The sequence below is a fragment of the Vibrio sp. bablab_jr001 genome, assembly GCF_016464285.1.
GTDB lineage: Bacteria > Pseudomonadota > Gammaproteobacteria > Enterobacterales > Vibrionaceae > Vibrio > Vibrio fluvialis.
The window spans coordinates 93,972-117,714 of sequence record NZ_JACDWZ010000113.1 but is presented as its reverse complement, the minus strand read 5'-3'; the positions used below and the strand labels follow the sequence as shown (position 1 = coordinate 117,714).

18 protein-coding genes are annotated in these 23,743 nt (G+C 51.8%); 8 read left to right on the top strand and 10 right to left on the bottom strand.

Annotation, left to right across the window (positions count from 1 at the left end; genetic code table 11):
- Positions 1 to 3 precede the first annotated feature (3 nt).
- Positions 4 to 1,416, top strand: a complete 1,413-nt coding sequence (locus tag JIG40_RS22185) for a phosphoglucomutase/phosphomannomutase family protein (protein WP_158151738.1) — start codon at positions 4 to 6, stop codon at positions 1,414 to 1,416.
- 44 nt (positions 1,417 to 1,460) lie between these two features.
- Here the strand turns inward: JIG40_RS22185 and JIG40_RS22180 are convergent, their stop codons facing one another.
- The 10 genes from JIG40_RS22180 to hrpB all read right to left on the bottom strand — a co-directional run bounded on the left by JIG40_RS22180 (position 1,461) and on the right by hrpB (position 17,685).
- A complete protein-coding gene (locus JIG40_RS22180) occupies positions 1,461 to 2,492 on the bottom strand; it encodes an ABC transporter ATP-binding protein (RefSeq protein ID WP_020332013.1) in 1,032 nt (343 codons plus the stop codon).
- Positions 2,492 to 4,117, bottom strand: a complete 1,626-nt coding sequence (locus JIG40_RS22175; RefSeq protein WP_158151737.1) for an iron ABC transporter permease — start codon at positions 4,115 to 4,117, stop codon at positions 2,492 to 2,494. Before JIG40_RS22175 ends, JIG40_RS22180 begins: the two co-directional genes overlap by 1 nt.
- Before the next feature lie 100 nt (positions 4,118 to 4,217).
- Complete coding sequence (locus tag JIG40_RS22170) at positions 4,218 to 5,231, bottom strand: Fe(3+) ABC transporter substrate-binding protein (RefSeq protein ID WP_020430476.1); 1,014 nt, start codon at positions 5,229 to 5,231, stop codon at positions 4,218 to 4,220.
- A gap of 140 nt (positions 5,232 to 5,371) precedes the next feature.
- The gene (locus JIG40_RS22165; protein ID WP_020332010.1) at positions 5,372 to 6,601 is read right to left on the bottom strand and encodes an ammonium transporter; all 1,230 of its coding nucleotides are present in this window, start codon (positions 6,599 to 6,601) and stop codon (positions 5,372 to 5,374) included.
- A gap of 26 nt (positions 6,602 to 6,627) precedes the next feature.
- Positions 6,628 to 6,966, bottom strand: a complete 339-nt coding sequence (locus JIG40_RS22160; RefSeq protein ID WP_004729026.1) for a P-II family nitrogen regulator — start codon at positions 6,964 to 6,966, stop codon at positions 6,628 to 6,630.
- A 207-nt stretch (positions 6,967 to 7,173) separates the two neighbouring features.
- Entirely contained in the window at positions 7,174 to 7,545 is a 372-nt protein-coding gene (locus JIG40_RS22155) for a YacL family protein (RefSeq protein WP_024374324.1), read from the bottom strand.
- A 127-nt stretch (positions 7,546 to 7,672) separates the two neighbouring features.
- Entirely contained in the window at positions 7,673 to 10,270 is a 2,598-nt protein-coding gene (gene acnB, locus JIG40_RS22150; RefSeq protein WP_020430475.1) for a bifunctional aconitate hydratase 2/2-methylisocitrate dehydratase, read from the bottom strand.
- A 244-nt stretch (positions 10,271 to 10,514) separates the two neighbouring features.
- Positions 10,515 to 12,815 carry a patatin-like phospholipase family protein gene (locus JIG40_RS22145; RefSeq protein WP_199466103.1) on the bottom strand — a complete coding sequence of 767 codons (2,301 nt, stop codon included), beginning with the start codon at positions 12,813 to 12,815 and terminating at the stop codon, positions 10,515 to 10,517.
- A gap of 62 nt (positions 12,816 to 12,877) precedes the next feature.
- Positions 12,878 to 15,226, bottom strand: a complete 2,349-nt coding sequence (gene mrcB, locus JIG40_RS22140; RefSeq protein ID WP_172570513.1) for a penicillin-binding protein 1B — start codon at positions 15,224 to 15,226, stop codon at positions 12,878 to 12,880.
- Positions 15,223 to 17,685, bottom strand: coding sequence for an ATP-dependent helicase HrpB (hrpB, locus tag JIG40_RS22135; RefSeq protein ID WP_199466102.1), 2,463 nt, complete (start codon positions 17,683 to 17,685; stop codon positions 15,223 to 15,225). The genes mrcB and hrpB overlap by 4 nt, the downstream gene beginning before the upstream one ends.
- Positions 17,686 to 17,757: 72 nt before the next feature.
- Here hrpB and sfsA point away from each other — a divergent pair, with 72 nt between their 5' ends.
- The 7 genes from sfsA (at position 17,758) to panC (ending at position 23,715) form a co-directional block, all read left to right on the top strand.
- On the top strand, positions 17,758 to 18,513 hold the full coding sequence (sfsA, locus tag JIG40_RS22130; RefSeq protein ID WP_020332004.1) for a DNA/RNA nuclease SfsA: 756 nt from the start codon (positions 17,758 to 17,760) through the stop codon (positions 18,511 to 18,513).
- A gap of 125 nt (positions 18,514 to 18,638) precedes the next feature.
- A complete protein-coding gene (gene dksA / locus JIG40_RS22125) occupies positions 18,639 to 19,088 on the top strand; it encodes an RNA polymerase-binding protein DksA (RefSeq protein ID WP_020332003.1) in 450 nt (149 codons plus the stop codon).
- Between the two features lie 94 nt (positions 19,089 to 19,182).
- Entirely contained in the window at positions 19,183 to 20,073 is an 891-nt protein-coding gene (gene gluQRS, locus JIG40_RS22120; RefSeq protein WP_199466101.1) for a tRNA glutamyl-Q(34) synthetase GluQRS, read from the top strand.
- Positions 20,074 to 20,163: 90 nt separating this feature from the next.
- Positions 20,164 to 21,525 carry a polynucleotide adenylyltransferase PcnB gene (gene pcnB / locus JIG40_RS22115; protein ID WP_100268295.1) on the top strand — a complete coding sequence of 454 codons (1,362 nt, stop codon included), beginning with the start codon at positions 20,164 to 20,166 and terminating at the stop codon, positions 21,523 to 21,525.
- The gene (gene folK, locus JIG40_RS22110) at positions 21,522 to 22,031 is read left to right on the top strand and encodes a 2-amino-4-hydroxy-6-hydroxymethyldihydropteridine diphosphokinase (protein WP_020332000.1); all 510 of its coding nucleotides are present in this window, start codon (positions 21,522 to 21,524) and stop codon (positions 22,029 to 22,031) included. The genes pcnB and folK overlap by 4 nt, the downstream gene beginning before the upstream one ends.
- On the top strand, positions 22,028 to 22,822 hold the full coding sequence (panB, locus tag JIG40_RS22105) for a 3-methyl-2-oxobutanoate hydroxymethyltransferase (RefSeq protein ID WP_199466100.1): 795 nt from the start codon (positions 22,028 to 22,030) through the stop codon (positions 22,820 to 22,822). The genes folK and panB overlap by 4 nt, the downstream gene beginning before the upstream one ends.
- 11 nt (positions 22,823 to 22,833) lie before the next feature.
- On the top strand, positions 22,834 to 23,715 hold the full coding sequence (gene panC / locus JIG40_RS22100; protein WP_032082019.1) for a pantoate--beta-alanine ligase: 882 nt from the start codon (positions 22,834 to 22,836) through the stop codon (positions 23,713 to 23,715).
- The last annotated feature ends 28 nt before the right edge of the window (positions 23,716 to 23,743 follow it).

Below are 23,743 nucleotides of genomic sequence, written 5' to 3'. Positions count from 1 at the left end.
AGCATGATTCAATTTGGTACCGGTGGTTGGCGCGCCTTTATCGGCGAAGAGTTTACCAAAGACAACGTTCGCCTGGTTGCTCAAGCGGTAGCCAACATTATCAATCAGGAACAAGTGGCTGAGCGCGGTTTTGTCATCGGCTATGACCGCCGCTTTTTGTCTGACAAAGCGGGGCGCTGGTTTGCCGAAGTATTGGCGGGCAACCAGATCACCGTCAGCTTCATCAATAAGTTTGTTCCCACCCCTGTGGTGATGTTTAAGGCCAAAGAGATGAACTGCGCCTACTCGGCATGCATCACGGCATCGCATAACCCGGCAGACTACAACGGCATCAAAGTGTTTATTGAAGGCGGACGCGACGCCGACGAAGTGATCACACAAAAGATCGAGCAACAAGTTTCAACACTGTGCGCCACCGACGTGCGCAGTGAGGACTTTGATCTGGCGGTCGCCCAAGGCCGAATTCAGGTAATCAACCCGATGAATGAATTCGTCGATTCGATCATCGACTTTATCGATATTGAAGCGATCAAACGCGCCAATCTGCGCGTGCTGATTGATCCGATGTTTGGCGTGGCAAAAAACGCGCTGCAAACCGTGTTGATCAATGGCCGCTGCGATGTCGACGTGATCAACGATGGTAAGAACCCTGATTTTGGTGGTTTGATGCCGTCACCCAGCGCAGCAACGCTCTATCGCCTACAACATCTGGTCAAAAATCAAGGCTACGATATTGGCATTGGTACCGATGGGGACGCTGACCGTCTGGGCATTATTGATGAGAAAGGTAACTTCATTCATCCCAACGAAGTTCTGCTGCTGTTGTATTACTATCTGCTTGAATACAAAGGCTGGAAAGGCTCTGTCGTGCGCAATATCGCCACCACCCACCTGCTGGACAAAGTGGCCGCCGCTCATGGAGAGAAGAGCTTTGAGGTTCCGGTAGGCTTTAAGCACATCAGTTCCCAAATGGAAGCCGACGATTCGCTGATTGGCGGTGAAAGCTCGGGCGGTCTGACCATTCGCGGCCACATCAAAGGCAAGGATGGCGTATTCGCGTCGAGCTTGCTGGTGGAAATGATTAGCGTGACGGGTAAAAAGCTTTCTGAGCTGCTGAGCGAAATATACAGCCGCTACGGTTATGCCTACACCGCCGAGGGCGATTGCAAATTCAAGCCGACCCAGAAAGCGGAGATCTACGCAAAGATTTACGTAGAGAAACAGTTACCAGAGTTTGAGTTTGAAGTTGAAAAAGTCAGCTATGAGGATGGCGCTAAAGTCTATTTTCGTAATGGTGGCTGGGTGATTGCCCGCTTCTCCGGCACGGAGCCTTTGCTGCGTATCTTTGCCGAAATGCAGGACAAAGAGACAGCAGAGCGCGTTTTACACCAGATGAAACAGTTTCTGTCTCTGTAATGCAAGTGCGATAAAAAAGCCCGGTTAAACCGGGCTTTTTCTTATTAGGCAAAGGCCAGAACGCCTTGAGTATCAATACTGACGGCCACGGTCTGACCAACCGACAAGCCCTGTGAAGAGGTTGCCAGCAGCTTAGAGCCATGCGCATCGATCACGTAACGGCAATGATCGCCCATAAACTGCTGCTCCAGCACCGTGACACTGCTCTCTTCATCCGCATAAATACTGATCTGCTGCGGACGCAGCAACAGCTCACATTGACTGCCCTGAGCAATACTTTGCTGCGCATACGCGTCCACAACGCCAAGCGGCGTTTGATACTGATGTTCTGCTAAACGCGTAGCAGGCAGGTAACTGCCACCGCCCAGAAAGTCAGCGACAAATTTGCTCGACGGACGATAGTAAAGCTCTGAGGCGGTGCCGTATTGCTCAATCACCCCGTGATTCATCACCGCCATTTTGTCGGCAAAGGCAAACGCTTCTTCACGTGAGTGGGTGACGAAAATCGCTGTCACCCCCTGCTTTTTGAAGATTTTACGAATTTCGCCAATCAGGTCATGACGCACCTGAGTATCAATATTGGAAAATGGCTCATCCAGCAATAGTAAATCCGGTTTGTAAGCCAGCGAACGCGCGATAGCGACACGCTGTTGCTGGCCACCCGACAACTGGTGCGGATAACGGTCACCGAAACCGCTCAAATGGACCAGTTCCAACATTTGCTGCACTTGCAGATGACGTTCCTCCGCCGCCATTTGACGCAGGCCAAAGGCGATGTTTTCCGCCACCGTCAGATGAGGAAACAGCGCATAGTCCTGAAAGATCATGCCGATATTACGCTGCTCTGGCGCTAGCCAATGCTTGCCATCGTCGATGGTCATGCCGTTAAGGCTCATGATGCCGGAGGAGAGCGGTAGCAAGCCGGCAATCGCTTTGAGTAACGTGGTTTTACCGCAACCGCTGGCACCAAGCAGACACACGATTTCGCCGTGTTCTACGTTCAGCGACAACGATTCCAAGACCGTTTGAGTGTCGTACTGACAAGTCAGATTTTGAATCGATAATGCACAGCTCATCAGTGGTTTTGCTCCAGAGAACGGTTTACAACAACAAGTGGGATCAAGCCAACCAACACCAACAGCACCGCAGGCAAGGCTGCCAGTTCCAAATGTTCGTCCGAGGCGTAGTTATACACGTAGGTCGCCAAGGTCTCGAAATTGAACGGGCGCAGTAACAATGCCGCATTCAACTCTTTCATCGATTCAATGAACACCAGCAGACCGGCAATCAGGGCGCCACGACGCACCAGTGGCAAATGAACGCGCCACAACATCGCATTGGCCTGACACCCCATGGTACGCGCTGCCATATCCAGTGACGGCGAGATCTTATTCAGACTGCTTTCGATACTGCCGATTGCCACTGCGGAAAAGCGCACGATCAACGCAAAAATAATCGCAAACATGGTGCCGGAGAAAATCAGCCCCGGCCTGCCCCATTGCATCACTTTTGCCACATCGTTGACCGCATGATCGAGCGTCAGCACGGGAACCATCACTCCAATCGCTAATACCGTACCCGGCACGGCATACCCCATTGAAGAGAGCCGCATCAGCGCCACACTGACGCGGTTGGATTTGAGACGGCTGTAAAAGTTCACGACCAACGCGACTGCCACGCCAATCACCGCAGCACTCAGAGAAACTTGCAGGCTGTTCAACGCGTATTCACGAAACTCTGCCGTCCAACTCTGCTCAAAGTAGGTATAAGCGTAGCTGAGCAGTTGCAGTAGCGGAAAGATAAAGGCCACGCACACCAGTCCCCAACACCACAGCAGTGCCAGCCATTTTTTCCAGCCACGCAAAGCGTAGCGAAAATCTTCATGGCTGTTGAACTGGCTCTGATATAACTTTTGCCGACGGCGACTGTAACGTTCGGCGCTCAGGAGCAGCAATACGATGACCAGCATCACAGCTGAAATTTTGGCTGCGGCGGTCAAATTAGAGTAGTTCATCCAGGTGTCATACACCGCGGTGGTCAGCGTGTTGACCGCAAAGTAGCTGACGGTGCCGAAATCACCGACGGTTTCCATCGCGACCAGCGACAAGGCTACCGCGATTGATGGACGAACCAACGGCAGCGAGATACGGCGAAAACTTTCCCACGGCGAGCATTTCAACAAACGGGCCGACTGCAACAGCGAAACGTTCTGCTCCATAAACGCGGCGCGGCACATCAGATAGACATAGGGATAGAGCACCAAGGCCAGCACGATGCTGGCACCGGCCAATGAGCGAATATCCGGGAAATAATACTCCCCGGCCATCCAGCCAGTCTGTGCTCGCAGCCAAACCTGAATCGGCCCGGCATAATCAAACCAGCCCGTAAAGATGTAGCCGACAATATAACCGGGAATCGCCAGCGGCAGCACCAAAGCCCACTGCAGGACTTTCTCCCCCGGCAGGCGGCACATGGCCATTAACCAGGCGCTCGGAATACCAAAGAGCAGCGCCAGCGCCATTACGCTGAGCGTCAGAACCACGGTATTGAAGGCATAGGTGGGCATCACGGTCGACATCAAATGCGCAAACACATCGTCCGTCTGACCAATGGCGGTAAAAAAGATCGCTAAGATCGGCAAAACCAGCAGCGTCGCCAAAGCCACACTACTGGTTTTCCAAATAAGGTGTTTTTCTTTCATTGCCTAGAAACTGTCAGGCTGACTGAGGCATAAATGCATCTGCAAATACATCTCATATCCCTTTAATAAATCAGGGGTATAGTTATACCCCCAGACTCAATTAAAGGTCAAATTTGACTTCATCAAGTAGCTTGATGGCCGCCGCATGGTTGTCGGCAATTTTTTCCAGTGGTAGAGAATCAGATTTGAATTCACCCCATGAAGCCACCAGTTTTGAACGCTCAACACCTGGTTTCACCGGGTATTCGTAGTTCACTTCTGCGTACATGTGCTGCGCGGTTTCACCAGTCAGGAACTCCATCAGCTTGACGGCATTGTCACGGTTTGGTGCGTATTTCGCCATTGCCATACCACTGACGTTGACGTGAGTACCCTGAACATTCTGACCCGGGAAGTTGATATATACCGATTCCGCCCAGCTCTTTTGCTCTTTGTCTTCCAGCATTTTGCCTAGGTAGTAGCTGTTGCCCAGAGACAGATCGCACAGACCTTCTTTGATCGCACGAACCTGATCGCGATCGTTGCCTTGCGGTTTGCGCGCCAGGTTAGCTTTCAGACCTTCCAACCAGGTTTTGGTTTGAGCTTCGCCGTGGTTCGCGATCATCGCGGCAACCAGCGCAATGTTGTACGGGTGCTTACCGCTGCGTGTACAGATCTTACCTTTGTATTCTGGCTTGGCCAGATCGAGGTAATCGAAATCATCGCCCAGTTTGCCCACGCGATCGCGTGATGAGTAGACGCTACGAGTGCGCACGGTCAATGCAAACCACTCTTCGCTGCTGTCGCGGTACTGCGCCGGAATGTTCTCGTCAATGACACGACTGTTTACGGGTTGCGTTAAGCCTTTATCCGACAGTTCAAACAGACGGCTGAACTCTGAAGTCAGAATCACGTCGGCCGGGCTGTACTCGCCTTCTTGAGCCAATTTTTCTGCAATGCCCTCTTTGGCAAACTTCACGTTGACCTTGATTCCGGTCTCTTGAGTGAACTCTTTAAACATCGGTTCAATCAGGAAAGGTTGACGGTATGAGTAAACATTTACTTCTTCAGCCGCCATAACCGAAGGGGCCAATACGCTACATGCGATTGCCGATAGAGCCAGCAGTTTTTTCATGGTTCAAGTCCTTTATTATTGCTAATGATAACACTTATCAATTGCGCTAATTATATTGGCCACCCTTAATAAAACAATCAGTAAAAATGAAAAACCTGCCCCGAAGGGCAGGTTTTAGGCAAAGGTTTTGTAACCAATTATTACTTAACTGTCACGAACTCTGGGTAAGCGCCGACACCACAATCGTGCATGTCCATGCCTTCCATCTCTTCTTCTTCAGAAACACGGATACCCATGGTTGCTTTCAGAATGCCCCAAACCACCAGGCTAGCACCGAATACCCAAGCGAAGATGACTGCTGCACCCAGAAGCTGTGCACCGAAGGTGGCATCGCTGTTGCTTAGTGGCACAACCATCAGGCCGAAGAAACCACACACACCGTGTACAGAGATTGCACCCACTGGATCATCAATTTTCAGTTTATCCAGAGCAATGATGCTGAAGACAACAATCGCACCTGCAACGACACCGATTGCAACCGAGTACAGCGGTGATGGTGACAGCGGGTCAGCGGTGATAGCCACCAGACCAGCCAGCGCGCCGTTCAGAATCATGGTCAGGTCAGCTTTACCCCAGGTCGTTTTACAAACCAGTAGCGCTGCAATAGAACCCGCTGCCGCTGCTGCGTTAGTGTTGAGGAAGATTTGCCCCACCGCTGTCGCGTTTTCGAAATCAGACAGCATCAGTTGTGAACCACCGTTGAATCCGAACCAACCGAACCACAGGATAAAGGTACCCAGTGTTGCCAGCGGCATATTTGAACCCGGAATCGGGAAGATTTCGCCGTTTTTACCGTATTTGCCTTTACGAGCACCCAGCAGTAAAACACCTGCCAGCGCTGCTGCTGCACCCGCCATGTGAACGATACCTGAACCCGCGAAGTCGCTGAAACCCGCTGCTGACAGGAAGCCACCGCCCCAAGTCCAGTAACCTTCCATAGGATAGATAAAGGCAGTCAAAATGGCTGAGAAAATGAGGAATGCCCAAAGTTTCATACGTTCAGCAACTGCGCCTGAAACCACAGACATTGACGTTGCTACGAATACCACTTGGAAGAAGAAGTCGGATTCCAGAGAGTGGTCAGCACCGTCAGCTTGTGAGCCAATCAGTGAACCAAACGATGGTAGCCAGCCTGCTTCTGCGTTATCAACATACATGATGTTGTAACCCACAATGAGGTACATGGTGCACGCAATCGCGTACAGCACAAAGTTTTTGGTCAGAATTTCGGTGGTGTTCTTAGAACGAACCAGACCAGCTTCCAGCATAGCGAAACCCGCCGCCATCCACATAACCAGTGCGCCCGAAATTAAGAAGAAGAATGTATCCAGTGCGTAACGTAACTCCGTTACTGTAGCTGACAGTTCCATAATAGTCGTCTCCAGTCCTTTGAATCTTAAAGTGCTTCCGCGTCCATTTCGCCGGTGCGAATTCGAACAGCGTGGCTCAAGTCATAAACAAAAATTTTGCCATCACCGATTTTGCCGGTATGTGCGGCTTTGATGATCGCTTCCAGAACGCGATCAACGTTATCCGCTTGTGTGGCAATTTCGATTTTTACCTTCGGCAGAAAATCCACCTGGTATTCCGCGCCACGGTAAAGTTCGGTATGACCTTTCTGACGGCCAAAGCCTTTGACTTCTGATACGGTCATCCCTTCGATGCCCACATCGGCCAAAGCTTCACGAACATCGTCAAGTTTGAATGGTTTGATGATTGCGTTAATGAGTTTCATCGCGTCCTCTCTGAAGCTGTAGTCCATTTACAGTTCTATTAATCCAAGGTACGTGCCAACTTTTTAACTCATTGATAAACAATAAAATAGTGAGATTTCAATTCAAAAACACAAAAGGGTTGCACATTTTTTGTGCAACCCTTTCCCAAAAATAATGCGACTCTGGCTTTCTTCACCACATGAGTGCAGCCTGTTGATGAGACAAACTCAGTATCCGGCGAGGAAATCCTGCCATTGGATCAACAACGACTCGAAATCCTCCAAACCACACTGCGCCACACTCTCGCTTTCATAAAGTTCAAATTCACTTTCAAACTCAACATCATGACCATAGTTCAGCGCATTGTCTTGCACCGTCACTTCGTCACCACAAATCATCACTGAGATTTCACGACCAGCGAATTGCCACTCTTGTGCAGGAAACTGGTGCGCTTTCTCCAGCAGCGCCAACACTTGCTCGATTTTTGTGCGATCCTGCGCCACCTCTTCCTGTAACCAGCGGGCCACAATTTGATGCTCCATGCTGCAGGTAACGTAATACTCCCCCAGCAGGGTATTTTTGGTGAATTCAAATTCCATCGACGATGACCGGTTGATTAAGTTGGCGCGAGTATAGCGCCAGCGAAACCGAATGACGAGCCTGAATAAGACGCAAAAAGAAAGGCCGCTGCAAGCAGCGACCTTGAATCTTTGGGTTAATCAACGATTATGCCGGTTCCTGGAAAATCACCGTATCCGCTTTCTTGGTGTAGTCACTCATGCGGTGGAAGTTCAGGTAACGGTAAGTATCGGCTGCGGTTGCGTCGATCTGTTTCGCGTATTCCAGATACTCTTGCAGAGTTGGAATGCGACCCAGAATAGCGCCTACCGCCGACAGCTCCGCTGAAGCCAGGTATACATTCGCCCCCGTACCCAGACGGTTCGGGAAGTTACGCGTCGAAGTTGACATCACGGTTGCTTTGTCCGCTACGCGAGCCTGGTTACCCATACACAGTGAACATCCCGGAGTTTCGATACGAACCCCAGCACGGCCAAAGATGCCGTAGTAACCTTCTTCAGTCAGCTGATCGCGGTCCATCTTGGTTGGCGGTGCCACCCACAGACGCGTTTCCAGTTGACCGTTGAATTTATCCAGCAGTTTACCTGCCGCACGGAAGTGGCCGATGTTAGTCATACAAGAACCGATGAACACTTCATCAATCGCTGTTCCTTGTACTTCAGACAGCGGACGCGCGTCATCCGGATCGTTTGGCGCACAAAGAATCGGTTCTTTGATGTCCGCCAGATCGATTTCAATCACGTGCGCGTATTCTGCGTCTTTGTCTGCTTCCATCAGTTCTGGAGCAGCCACCCACTCTTCCATCGCTTTAATACGACGTTCGATGGTACGACGGTCACCGTAACCTTCTGCGATCATCCACTTCAGCATGGTGATGTTCGAGTTCAGGTATTCCGCGATAGACTCTTGCGACAGTTTGACGGTACAACCTGCTGCTGAACGCTCAGCAGAGGCGTCAGACAGTTCGAATGCCTGTTCAACCGTCAGGTGTTCAACACCTTCGATTTCCAGCACGCGGCCAGAGAATTCGTTAATCTTACCGGCTTTCTCAACCGTCAGCAGACCTTGTTTGATGCCGTAGTAAGGAATCGCATGAACCAAGTCACGCAGCGTGATACCCGGCTGCATTTCACCTTTGAAACGCACCAGAATTGACTCAGGCATATCGAGAGGCATGACGCCAGTTGCTGCTGCGAAGGCTACCAGACCAGAACCTGCCGGGAATGAAATCCCCAGAGGGAAACGCGTATGCGAGTCACCACCGGTACCGACAGTATCCGGCAGCAGCATACGGTTTAACCATGAGTGAATAACACCGTCGCCCGGGCGCAGTGACACACCGCCGCGGTTCATGATGAAATCCGGTAGCGTGTGGTGCGTTTGCACGTCAACGGGTTTTGGATACGCAGAGGTGTGGCAGAAAGACTGCATCACCAGATCCGCAGAGAAGCCAAGACACGCCAAATCTTTCAGTTCGTCACGAGTCATTGGACCGGTAGTGTCCTGAGAACCCACCGTGGTCATCTTCGGCTCACAGTAAGTCCCTGGGCGAATACCTTCTACGCCACACGCTTTACCGACCATTTTCTGTGCCAGAGTAAAGCCTTTGCCGCTGTCTGCCACAGGAACAGGGCGACGGAACACGGTTGATGCTTCCAGACCCAGCGCTTGACGCGCTTTGTCAGTCAGACCACGGCCAACGATCAGAGGAATACGGCCACCCGCGCGGACTTCGTCGATCAGCACGTCGGTTTTCAACTTGAATGTCGCCAGTACTTCGCCCGTTTCGTGGTTGCACACTTTGCCTTCGTATGGGTAAACGTCAATCACATCCCCCATGTTCAGTTTTGAAACGTCCACTTCGATTGGCAGTGCGCCCGCATCTTCCATGGTGTTGAAGAAGATCGGTGCAATCTTACCGCCCAGTACATAACCGCCAGCGCGTTTGTTCGGTACGTTTGGAATGTCATCGCCCATGAACCACAGTACTGAGTTGGTCGCCGACTTACGCGAAGAACCCGTACCGACAACGTCACCGACGTAAACCAGTTGGTGACCTTTTTCTTTCAGTGCTTCAATTTGGTTGATTGGACCAATTTTTCCTGGTGCGTCCGGCACGATGCCATCACGTTCATTTTTCAGCATTGCCAGAGCATGCACAGGAATATCAGGGCGCGACCATGCATCCGGAGCTGGTGACAAATCGTCCGTGTTGGTTTCACCAGTTACTTTGAATACGGTCAGAGTGATTTTTTCAGCCAGAGCAGGTTTTGACAGGAACCATTCGGCTTCAGCCCAAGATTCCAGAACTTGTTTCGCCAGTGCGTTACCCGCTTTTGCTTTTTCTTCGACATCGTAGAACGCATCGAACATCAGCAGTGTGTGAGACAGAGCGGTCGCAGCGATTGGTGCCAAATCTGCGTCATCCAGCAGAGAAACTAGTGGTTCGATGTTGTAACCACCTTGCATGGTACCCAGCAGAGTGGCCGCTTTTTCACGGCTAACCAGTGGAGATGTCACTTCACCTTTGGTGATTGCAGTCAGAAAACCAGCTTTGACGTAGGCAGCTTCATCAACGCCCGGAGGAATACGGTTCTCAAGCAGATCGAGAATGAATTCTTCTTCTCCTTGAGGGGGATTTTTGAGTAGCTCAACAAGTCCAGCGACTTGCTCAGCGTCTAGGGGTTTAGGTACAACTCCTTCAGCAGCACGCTCTTCGACGTGTTTACGGTAGGCTTCAAGCACGACTTTTTCCTCTCATTGCGGTTCACCCAATTATTATAAAAATGTGAGTGAACATCCTTGGAAACTTGGCTCTCCGTTGCCCATGTTTTCATTCAAATTTGACTGAGAAACAGCGCCCTAGAGGCCAAACTGTGGGCGTCAGGATAGCAAAATTAACGATAAATTAAAATCTCATCATTTTGACCAACATAGCAACTTAAGACGAAAGTTATAGGAATTAACTTTTCAAATCTCGAATCTTGCGCTAGTTGAACGTGGTACCGATGATCAGATAAATCGAATCAAAATTCTGCTCTGTGCGTCCGTAACCGAACATTATGGGACCAATTGGGGAGTCCACGCCGGCAAATATCGATCCCGCGGCATACAGTGGTGCGGTATCAATAGATAGGTCTGGATCGGACCATACTCCACCATACTCGATGGATGCCCCAAGATAGACGGGCGATGTGAACAGGCCGAAATCATTGTCGAACCAACGATAGCGATAAATCATATTGGCATACGCTTTGTTTTGGCCAATCAGACTGTTGCGGGAAATCCCCGACAGATTGAGAAATCCGCCAATCGTTTTAGGATCGATAGGTTGAATTGAATTTTTACTCTTCACCACACCGTAATCAATATTGCCGACTAAAGTATGACGATTGAAGCTGTGTGCGGCGATGAATTTCGCTGACAACTCATACACCGTATCCGATGAATTTTCCGCCACGCCGCTTTCGGTCAGGTCAACATCATCATGCGACACCAGATACTCGAGATCGAGGTACACCCCCTCTCTTGGCATGCTGAAATCATCCAGCGAATCGATACGATAGTTGAAGAAGATGCCCTGACGGGTAAAGTTCATGTCCGCGTAATCAGGTAACGTGGAGTAGTTGGCAGAGCCATCCGAATAGCGCCCGCCAATTTTAAACTCTCGCCACAACGTTTCCTGATAACCAAGCGCAAGCTCAGCCCGCCAGGTTTTGTACGTGACCGGCAAGTAATTGCGGCTGGCCGCCAGCGAGGTGTCATCAAATCCGGTAACTGGCACGTTGCGGTTATCATCAGTAAAACGCAATGAAGCGGTATAGAAGGTTTTCTGTCCCGACATTACCGGCGAATAGAGCTCCACTTCGGCCAATTTATCGGTACCAATATTGAAGTTGGTTGCCAGCTCCGCACCGTGGGAGTTGATGTCGGTAAAATTGAATGATGCGCCAATGGAGTACTGGCTATCGGTATTAAAATCATCTTCAAGGAAGAAGCGGAAGTTAAGATAATTCGGTCCCCATGATTTCTCATCCACATCAACGACTAAGTTGTTCTCACCCTCTTTCTCTTCATACTGATAACGAACGAGTCTGAAACGATCGAGGGCATACAAATCCTGAATGCTCGATTCGATCTCTTCCGTGCTCAGTTTTTCGCCCGCATCGAGATTGAGTCGGTTTTGCAACAGCACATCGCTGTAATGGGAGTTATTCTGGATGATGACGTTGTCGATGGTGATGTCATCGCCATGCTTGAGCTGGCGGCGCAGATCTTGTTTGCGATCGACATACTGCTGATACTCAGCGCTGCTTACCGCTAGCTTTTCCAGCTTCACTTGATTATCCATCGCTGCCTCGTACCCTTTGGCAAAGGCATCTGGCATCTTATCGAATTCGGTGGTTTCCATCAGGCCGACCTGAGGACGCAGCAGTACATCATCGTCAGTCAGCGTTTCAGCCTGAAGTTCGGTACTGCGACGGACCAGATAATTGGACAGTTGATCCGCGACCGTCAGAAAGTTCGTAAAGGCTTCCTGACTTTTATAATCGGTACTGATATCAACCGCGATGACGACATCGGCTCCCATCTGACGAGCCACGTCAACAGGCATATTGTTGGTCACGCCGCCATCCACCAGCCAGCGACCATCAATTTCATACGGAGGTAAAGCACCCGGCACCGACATACTCGCCATCATGGCATCGACCAGATAGCCTTTATCAATCACTACAGGTTCCAGTTTGATGATGTCGGTAGCGACTGCGCGATACGGCACGACCAGATCATCAAAGGAGCTGAACGGCATCAGGTTACCGGAAGTTTCGCGCAGAATGCGCAGCATGTTCTGCCCCTGCACCACACCACGCGGCGCGTGCACCCCATCAAGACGCACGCCTAAATCGGTGGTCAGTTGGTAGCGGTCTTCATACTCTTTATCACGCACTCGGCGCTGGCTGCGGTTCACGCGGTCACGATAACCGGTATTCCAGTCGACGCTGTAAATAAAACTTTCGATCTCTTCCGCACTCATCCCGGTCGAATAGAGACCTGCGACGTACGCGCCCATGCTGGTACCGATGACAATATCCACCGGCACATGCATGTCTTCTAAGGCCTTAAGGACGCCCATGTGAGCGGCGCCTTTCGCACCACCGCCAGCCAGTACCAACGCAATTTTCGGGCGTGAATGTCCGAGTTCAGCCGTTTGTGACGGCGCTTGCGCCAGACTCAACGCAGGCCAAATCAAAGCCGGTAAACACACTATACTGAGCAGCCAACGGGTCACGGTCGTCCTCAATTCCTTGTTATCCATTTAGTTGAAAATCAAGCCACTATAAACGGGCTTAATCACCACTGAAAGAGTTTTTTCAACCACTCGGTGGGACGATTCTCACACTGTTTTTTCCAACTGCCGGAGGCATCCCAGACGGGCAGTTTGAAATCGTTGTTACAGTCTAGTTCAAGTCCGCCTGAGCGGGACTGAGAAAAACCGACCGTGCTGATCCCTTGCGGCCACGGTAACACCAGTTTCTCAGGAATGCGATAACGCAGGTAATCGGCGTACACGCGCAGCGCACCACTCGAGCCGGTCAGTTTAGTTGGCTGATTGTCATCTCGTCCCAGCCAGATAGTGGTGACTTCCCGCCCATCGACACCAACAAACCAGCTGTCGCGACTGTCACTGCTGGTGCCGGTTTTCCCCGCCAGCGCTGCCCAGCCAAACTGGCTGTTCAGGTAACGTCCCGTGCCTTCCAGCACACCACGCTTCATCGCATACGTCGTCAACCAGGCCGCTTGCTGATCAACCGCCTGGGATACTTTAGGAATCGATTCGTACAGCACATTACCATCCAGATCGAGTACCGAACGCAGCGCGGAAAGCGGCGCTTTTTTGCCCGAGTTGGTGACCGTCTGGAACATCTGCGCGACCTGATACGGAGTCAGCGAAAACGAACCAAGGAACATCGACGGCACCGGACGAATTTCGTCGCGGCTCACACCCAGTTTTTCCAGCGTTTTGGTGACGTTTTCAATCCCCAACTGCATGCCCAGTTGCACCGTCGGTACGTTGAGCGATTTGGCCAGCGCCAGGTAGAGCGGCACTTCACCGCGGAACTGACGGTCAAAGTTGCGCGGCGTCCACACATTGCCTTCACTGCCTTGCAGTGTGATTGGCTTGTCCATCAAGGTCGTCGCCAGATTGTATTTCTCCGGCTGCGCCAGCGCCGTCAGATACACAGCGGGTTTCACCAGTGAACCAATCGGACGGCTGGCATTAAGCGCGCGGTTAAATCCGTCATAGCCCGTGCGTTTACCGCCCACCATGGCGCGAATCTCACCACTGTGGCGATCAACGGCTATGGCCGCTGCTTCAAGATCTTTACCCGCGGTACGTGCCAGAATCGGCACCTGATTTTCCACCGCTTCTTCCAGCTTGGCCTGCGACACCGGATCGAGTGACGTAAATACTCGCAGCCCGGTATCGGACTTAAACGCATCGCCGAGTTTTTGTTTCAGTTCAATCGATAACTGCTGGAAATAAGCTGGCTGACGGCTGGCAATGCGGGCCTGTTTCTGCACATCCAGCGGACGGGTCACCGCCTGCTCATACTGCTTGGCTGTCAGAATATCCTGATCCATCATCAGCTTGAGCACTAAGTCGCGACGCTCTTTAGCACGCTCCGGATAGCGCATCGGATTGTAATAAGACGGCCCTTTCACCATGCCCACCAGCAGCGCCAACTGGTCGATGCGCAGCTCCTGCAACGGCTGACCAAAATAGAGGCGCGACGCTAGGCCAAAACCGTGCACCGCTTCTTTGCCATTCTGGCCCAGATACACTTCGTTCAGGTACGCTTCCAGAATGCGATCTTTGCTGTAACGGTAATCAATGATCAGCGCCATGTAGGCTTCACGTAATTTACGCCACAAGGTCCGATCGCTGGAAAGGAAAATGTTTTTCGCCAACTGCTGAGTCAGCGTACTGCCCCCCTGCACGGTACGGCCTGCTTTGAGGTTCGCGACCATTGCACGGGCAATCGCCATCGGCGACACGCCATCATGCTGGTAGAAGTTACGATCTTCAGTGGTCAACAGCGCATCAATCATCACTTCCGGGAACTGCTCGCGGCGCAGGAACAGGCGCTGCTCCTGAGTATCTTTCTCCAGCATACCCAGCATTTTCGGCTCAATACGCAGATAACCGAGATCGCCACGTTTCTCCAGCGACTGAATGCGATTCAGTCCATTGTCATCAAAAATCAGCATGACATGGCGATCCGGCTCCGGACCATCGGCAAATTCAAACGGGCGACGGATCAGTTCAATGCGGGTCGACGACGCCGAATACTCACCCGCATAGCGCGGCTGGCTCACTTTACGGTAGTTGAGCACGTCCAGCTCATTGCGCATCTGTTTAATGCTGATGTCGCTGCCGGGCTCCAGTGTCAGAATACGCGCGTACACCACCGTCGGCAGTTCAAACAGCTGTCCTTCAAAACGCTGCTTGATCATGCTGTCGAGATAAATGCCGGTAAAAATCAGCACGGCAGCCAGCGCCAAACCGACTTTCCAGCCCAGACTCCACAGACGTTTCAGCCACGAACGGGAACCGTTCGGTTTGGAGGAGGAAGATTTACGCGGCACCGATTTCTTTGCCGGCGTGGTTTTCTTTGAGGATTCGCTTTTCTTGGTCATGAATTCAGTTGTCGCTTGGTTTTGGTCGTCGCACTGTGATTGGCGGGATCATCCGGCCACACATGTTTCGGGTAACGTCCTTTCATCTCTTTCTGTACTTCTTTATACGCACCGCTCCAGAAGCCCGCCAAGTCGCGGGTGACCTGCAGCGGACGCTGGGCCGGTGAAAGCAGCTCCATGACTATTGCCTTGGTGCCTTTAGCAATCAACGGTGTGCTCTTTTCACCGAACACTTCCTGCATCCGCACCGACAGCACAGGTTCCATGCCAAGCTGGTAACGGATTTTCTTGCAAGTACCGGTTGGCAACGCGTGATGGGTTGGCAGCCACTCATCCAGTTGCTGACTCAAAGGCCAGCCTAAACGCGTATTAAGGGCGTCCATCAACGGTACTTTATTTAATTCTTTCACGGAGCTGATGCCGGCTAAATAAGGCTCCAGCCACTCAGACAGATGGCTTCGCAGCGCGTCGTCATCCATGTCAGGCCAGTTTTCCTCCGGCAGCCACTCGGCTGCACAACGCACGCGCGTCAGCCAGTCCAGACTGGCTTCGGTCCAATTTAATACCGAAAGCCCTTTACGCTCGACATAATTGAGCAAAGCTTGCGTCATTTTTTGTTTATTTGGCGCAGGCAGGGCTTGACGCCGAATCACCAGTTGCCCGCAACGAAGCTGCATTTCCGCCACCAGACGGCCCGCTTTGTCATCCCAGTCGACGCGTTCCAGCTCGTTAAATAACTGAGGACACTGCTGTTCCAGCTGCCCGATATCCAGCTCAAGAGCGGAAAAAACCTGGCTCGATTGCTGATGACCCCGCATCAGGTCGAGCGCAATCAGATAATCACTGACTGCCAGCGGCTGATCATCCGCAACAAACGCACCATGGCCATTGGCCAGTAAAAACTGACCATGCTGCCCGCGTTGCTGAGCAATACGATCGGGAAATGCCAGACACGCAACGACCGAAAGCAGAGTCGTGTCGACACGGCGCAGGTCGAAACTGTCATCCAGTTTATGTGCCAGCGCCGTGGCACGTTGATTCATCGTGCGCGCTTTATTGTGTTTGCCCTGCTGCCAGCGATGCAAACTGTGCTGCACATCCAGCACCTGACGTTCAGGCTCTTCCAGAAGAGCAGCCAGCGCCAGCGCACTCTGCATGTGTGCAGGGCTTTGCGCCTGCGCTGCCAGCAGCATCGCTGCGATGCGTGGTTCCACTCCCAGCTCGTGTGCCGCTTTACCTTGCACGGTCAGTTGCTGACGCTCATCCATCAGCCCCAGCGTACACAACAAACTACGTGCCTGAGCCATCGCGGCGGCGGGAGGCAAATCCAGCCACGGTAAATCCGTTGCTTCTTGCGCGCCCCACTGCGCCAGCTCCAGCGCCAGCGGTGCCAAATCACTCTGCATTATTTCAGCGACCGGTACCATCGGTTGCTGCTTGAGCTGCGCTTCGCTGTACAGACGCACACACACGCCCGGCTCAAGACGGCCGGCACGGCCAGCGCGCTGCTCGGCCGATGATTGGGCAATCCGCACCTGTTCCAAGCGCGTAATGCCGGTTTTTAAATCAAACCGCGCACGGCGCTCTAACCCACTGTCGAGCACGATGCGAATGCCTTCAATGGTTAACGAAGTTTCAGCAATGTTGGTCGCCAGCACGACTTTGCGTCGCCCGTTTGGCGTTGGCGCAATGGCTTTCTGCTGCTCAGCAAAACTCAGTTGCCCAAACAGAGGACACACATCGATATCGTCCGCTACATCGCCTAAAGCCTGAGTCAACTGAGTAATGCTGGCCGCGCCCGGTAAAAAAGCCAGCAGTGAACCATTTTCCTGTGCGAGTAGCTGACGAATCTGCTTTTCCATGCTCGCCACCAGCGGCTCACCCGGCTTCAGCGCCTGATAACGTGTGGCCACCGGATAGCTGCGGCCGTGAGATTCCACGTAAGTCGCCATCGGCAGTAAAACCTGCAACGCCTCATGGTCTAAGGTCGCCGACATGACGATGATTTTGAGGTCATCCCGCAGCGCCGACTGCACTTCCAGGCTGAACGCCAGCGCGGTATCAGCGTGAATGCTGCGCTCATGGAATTCATCAAAAATCAGCACATCGATACCGTCGAGCTCCGGATCGCTTTGAATCATGCGGGTCATGATCCCTTCGGTCACAATCTCCAGCCGAGTGCTCGCGCTGACGCGCGTTTCGCCGCGCACGCGATAACCGACCGTTTCACCAACGCTTTCACCAAGTTGCTGCGCCAGATATCGGGCAATATTACGCGCCGCCAGACGACGCGGTTCCAGCATGACGATTTTACCCGTCACCAGATTGGCGTTGAGCAGAGCCAGCGGAAAGTGAGTCGACTTACCGGCACCGGGAGCGGCTTTGAGGATCACCTGAGGGAAACGCTGAACACCGGCAAGCAGCTCGGGAATCACAGCTTCGATGGGCAATTGTGACAAGACAATATCCTTGTGTTTAAATGGCGCCGGTATTGTACATAAAAACAGTAATCAAAGCGAAACGAGTCATTTATGCAGTTTTCCCCTCCCCTTCAATCCGCGACGCTGATTCAGCGCTACAAACGTTTTTTGGCCGATGTCACTCTGCCAAGCGGCGAGACCATCACCATGCACTGTGCCAACACCGGCGCGATGACGGGCTGCGCCGAACCGGGCAGCACCGTGTGGTATTCCACCTCAGACAACCCGAAGCGCAAATACGCCCACAGCTGGGAACTGACCGAGACGGCGCGCGGCCATCGTATCTGCATTAATACCGCGCGGGCGAACCAGTTGGCCGTCGAAGCCATCCAAGATGGCACCATTGTCGAGTTGCAAGGTTATGACCAACTGCGCACTGAAGTGAAATACGGCAATGAAAATAGCCGCATTGATATCTTGCTCAACTCAGAATCCGGTCCAAACTGTTATATAGAAGTGAAAAGCGTCACTCTTTTGGATGAACGGAACTTAGCCACGGGCGAGGAAAATCAGATAGTTGGTCAGGGCTACTTTCCCGATGCGGTCACAACTCGGGGACAGAAGCATTTACGTGAGCTGGCAGAAATGGCAAAAAATGGAAGCAGAGCAGTACTTTTATTTGCTGTTTTGCATTCAGGGATTGAAAAAGTCGCCCCTGCTCACCATATAGACGCGAACTATTCACAATTGTTAAAGATGGCTCAAGAAGCCGGAGTGGAAGTACTGTGCTACAAAGCAGAACTTTCTGACTGCAGCATTCGATTAGTGTCCTCAATAGAATTTGCTCATCAACCTGCAAAAAATTGATGAAGCCTTCACATTGACGATAACTTTATAATTGAGTGTTTGCCTCTCCAACTTCTTTTTGCTATAGATACCCGCCTTAAATTGACTGCTCTCGCAGTTGACTAGGTGTTAGTAGGAGATGCTGTATGCCAGAAGAATCCAAAAAGAAAACGCTAGGCATCCTAGCCATTGCAGGTGTTGAGCCGTATCAGGAAAAACCAGGTGAAGAGTACATGTCACCTGATCAGATCGCTCATTTTACAAAGATTTTAGAAGCCTGGCGTAACCAGCTCAGAGAAGAAGTTGACCGTACCGTGCACCACATGCAGGACGAAGCAGCCAACTTCCCTGATCCTGTTGACCGCGCTTCTCAGGAAGAAGAGTTCAGCCTGGAACTGCGTAACCGCGACCGCGAGCGCCGTTTGATCAAGAAGATTGAAAAGACACTAGACAAAATCAAGGAAGATGATTTTGGATTCTGTGAATCTTGTGGCGTTGAAATCGGCATCCGTCGTCTGGAAGCTCGTCCTACAGCCGACCTGTGTATCGACTGTAAAACACTTGCAGAAATCAAAGAAAAACAGATGATGGGCTAAATACCCTTCAGATGAGAAAAAGGGAGCAAAAAGCTCCCTTTTTGTTTTGTCTGCGAGTTACACTTGAGAGTCATTGGTCACAAATCGCATTACTATGAGTTACATTGGTCGTTTCGCCCCATCCCCTTCCGGTCCCCTTCACTTCGGTTCATTGATTGCCGCACTCGGCAGCTACTTTCAGGCTAAGTCTCAAAAAGGGCAATGGTTGGTTCGTGTCGAAGATTTGGACCCGCCACGGGAAATGCCCGGCGCCGCTGACTGGATTTTACAGGCACTCGATGCCTATGGCCTGCACTGGGACGGTGAGGTGGTCTATCAAAGCCAGCGTCACGGCTTATATCAACGGCAGATTAACGCCTGGTTGAGCTCGGGGCAAGCCTACTATTGCCAATGTACCCGTAAACAAATCAAAGCCGCTGGCGGTTTTTATCCCGGCACATGCCGTGATAAACAGTTGCCTTTCAGCCCAGACTGCGCCATTCGTCTGCGCATGGATAACCCGGTGTATTCCTTCATTGATTTGAAACACGGGGAAATCACTATACCTTCAGCACTGGCGGAAGAAGACTTCATCATCAAACGCCGCGATGGCCTGTTTGCCTACAATCTGGCGGTGGTACTTGATGACATCGACCAAGGCGTGACCGAAGTAGTACGAGGTGCGGATTTAATTGAGCCAACCGGAAGACAAATCAGTTTGTATCACACTTTAAAACAAAACCCGGTCAGCTACTTACATTTGCCTTTGGCGATGGATGGCAACGGGAATAAACTCTCAAAACAGAATCACGCCACCGCCATTAATCCGGACGATCCGAAGCCAACGTTAATTCACGCCATGACGTTTTTAGGCTTTGATATTCCAGAAGATTTTATGGATGCGCGCATTGAGGAAATCATTGCGTGGGGATGCCAGAACTGGCAGATTGCACAGCTGCCAGTAGAGACCGAGATCACACCACGATTCTCAAATGGCGTTGTGTAAGCTATTATTAGCCGCAAATTCGGCCCATTTAAGCCACGATACGTGCAGAAACACGCTTGAATAGGCAACACCAATCAATGTCAGATGCACATGAATAACAACGATTTAGAACCAAGCAAACATCGCGTATATACAGATCTAGATTTGAATATCATCACGCGCCAAGAGCACAACGTGTCTCGTCAGCATATCAGCGAGAATGCGCTAAAAGTGTTGTACCGCCTTAATGGGGCGGGCTTCGAGGCGTATCTGGTCGGCGGCGGTGTACGTGATTTACTGCTGGGTGGAAAACCCAAAGATTTCGATGTGGCCACCAATGCCACACCTGAGCAGATTCGCCAGCTGTTTCGTAACTGCCGCCTGATCGGGCGCCGGTTCCGTCTGGCTCACATCATGTTCGGCCGCGATATTATTGAAGTGGCGACCTTCCGTGGTCACCACCAAGAAAACAACAAACAGATTGCGTCACAATCTGAAGCCGGCATGCTACTGCGTGATAACGTCTACGGCACCATTGATGAAGATGCCGAACGTCGTGATTTCACCATCAACGCCATGTACTACAACATCGCCGACTACAGCATTCACGATTATGCCGGCGGCATGGAAGACATGGATGATAAGCTGATCCGTCTGATTGGCGATCCGGAGACACGCTACCGCGAAGATCCGGTGCGCATGCTGCGTGCGATTCGTTTTGCTGTGAAACTCGACTTCGACATCGAAGAAGAGACCGCTGCGCCTATCGAACACTTAGCACCGCTGCTACGCGACATTCCGGCTGCGCGTCTGTACGAAGAATCGCTCAAAATGCTGCAATCCGGCTACGGCCTGGAAACGTACCACCTGATGCGTGAGTACAACCTGTTCCAACAGTTGTTCCCGACCATTGCCCGTCACTTCACCGACGATTATTCATCAAAAACGGAGCAGATGCTGGATCTGGCGCTGGACTCAACCGATCAGCGTATGGAAGAAGGAAAACGCATCAATCCGGCATTTATGTTCGCCGCGATGCTGTGGTATCCGATGATGGAACTGGCCGATGAGCTGACGCAACACCAGCACTTCAACGAATACGATGCCGTGATGGAAGCCAGCAACCGCATTCTCGACGAAGTGGTGAAAAGCATTGCTATTCCGCGCCGTCATACGGCGACCATTCGCGAAATCTGGCAATTGCAACTGCGTCTGCCGCGTCGCACCGGAAAACGAGCATTCCGCCTGATGGAGCTGAACAAGTTCCGCGCCGGCTTCGATTTTCTGGAGATGCGTGGCGAAGTGGAAGACGGTGAAACCAAGCTGCTGGCAGACTGGTGGGAAACTTTCCAGAATGCAGGACGCAATATGCGTCAAGCGATGGTGTTAGATCTAGATGGTGGCGCCAAAACCACCACGCCGCGTCGTCGCAAGCCATCGTCGCGTAAGAAAAAGAGCAAAACCTCGTCATGATCACAGCATTTATCGCCGTAGGCAGTAACCTCAGCGACCCGGTGACTCAGGCGAAACACGCCATCGAAGCACTGAAATCTGTACCGAAGTCGCGTTTTATCGCGGCTTCGTCGCTGTATAGCAGCACACCCATGGGGCCACAGGATCAACCGGATTACATCAATGCGGTCGTGGCCATTGAAACCGATTTAACGCCACTGGAACTGCTCGATTGCACACAAGCGATTGAACAGGAACATGGGCGTGTCCGTAAAGCCGAACGTTGGGGCCCAAGAACTCTCGACTTAGATATCGTGCTGTACGGCAATGAGGTGATGGATTCCGAGCGACTGATCATTCCCCACTACGGAATGAAAGTACGTGAATTCGTACTCTACCCGCTTGCGGAAATCGCACCAAATTTACAACTCCCTGATGGGACTGAGTTGCAGACACTGCTGAAAAGCGTTCCGCTTAATGGGCTCAGTATTTGGCAGACGCCAACTCCTAGTAAGGACAACGAATGAAAAAAATCACCATTAACGACCTGATGAAATGGAAACAGGAAGGTCGTAAATTTCCGACTGTGACCGCTTACGATGCCAGCTTTGCCCAGCTTTTTGAAAGTCAGGAGATGCCGGTGCTGTTAGTGGGCGACTCACTGGGTATGGTTCTGCAAGGCCAGACCGATACACTGCCAGTGACGGTCGACGAGATTGCTTATCACACTCGCTGTGTGCGTGCAGGCAGCCCGAATTCGCTGCTGATGGCAGATATGCCGTTCATGAGCTACGCCACGCCTGAACAAGCGTGTGATAACGCGGCTAAAATCATGCGCGCGGGTGCGAACATGGTTAAGATTGAAGGCGGTGACTGGCTGGTAGATACCGTAAAAATGCTGACTGAACGTGCGATCCCTGTGTGTGCACACCTGGGGTTAACGCCTCAGTCCGTTAATATTTTTGGTGGTTACAAAGTTCAGGGCCGCGAGCAGGACAAAGCGGATCGTATGGTAAAAGACGCGCTGGCACTGCAAGACGCAGGCGCTCAGATCGTTCTGCTGGAATGCGTACCTGCATCACTGGCCAACCGGATTACTCAGTTGCTGGATGTACCGGTTATCGGCATCGGCGCAGGTAATGGCACCGATGGCCAGATTCTGGTCATGCACGACATGTTTGGAATTTCGGCGAACTACATGCCAAAATTCTCGAAAAACTTTCTTGCGGAAACAGGTGATATGCGTACAGCCGTAGCTAAATACATGGAAGATGTGGCAAACGGTACGTTCCCTGATGACGCGCACACTATTGCCTAAAGGAGTATTTCATGCAGACTTTTGCTGACGTTTCAGCTCTTCGCGAGCAGATCAAACAGGTCAAGCGTGATGGCCGCCGTGTCGCTTTTGTACCGACCATGGGCAATTTACACGAAGGTCACCTGACACTGGTGCGTAAAGCCCGTGAACAGGCCGATGTGGTCGTGGTGAGCATCTTCGTGAACCCGATGCAGTTTGACCGCGCCGATGACCTCAACAACTATCCGCGTACACTGGATGAAGACCTGAGCAAACTGAACGGTGAAGGCGTGGATCTGGTGTTCACACCAACACCGGAAATCATGTACCCGTATGGTCTCGACAAACAGACGTTTGTTGAAGTTCCGGGCCTGTCTCACATGCTGGAAGGCGCCTCGCGTCCGGGCCACTTCCGTGGTGTTGCCACAATCGTGACCAAGCTGTTCAACATTGTGCAGCCGAACGTTGCCTGCTTCGGTGAAAAAGATTATCAGCAATTGGCGGTGATTCGTCAGATGGTTGAAGATCTGTGCATGGACATCGAGATCATCGGCGTACCGACTGTACGTGAAATGGATGGTCTGGCGATGAGCTCACGCAACAATCTGCTGACGCTGGATGAGCGCCAACGTGCGCCAGTTCTGGCTCGCACCATGCGCTGGATCAACAGTGCGATTCGCGGTGGTCGTGATGACTACACCTCGATCATCGAAGATGCGGTGGATCAGTTGCGTGCTGCCGATTTAGAACCGGATGAGATCTTCATTCGCGACGCGCGTACCCTGCTGCCTATTTCAACCGACAGCAAGCAAGCGGTGATTCTGATGTCTGCTTTCTTAGGAAAAGTCCGCCTGATTGATAATCAGGTGTTGGATCTCTCCAGCGACGGCAAAGACGATTCTGAAGAAGAGTAAGTTTTCTGATGGATGTAAAAAAGGTCAA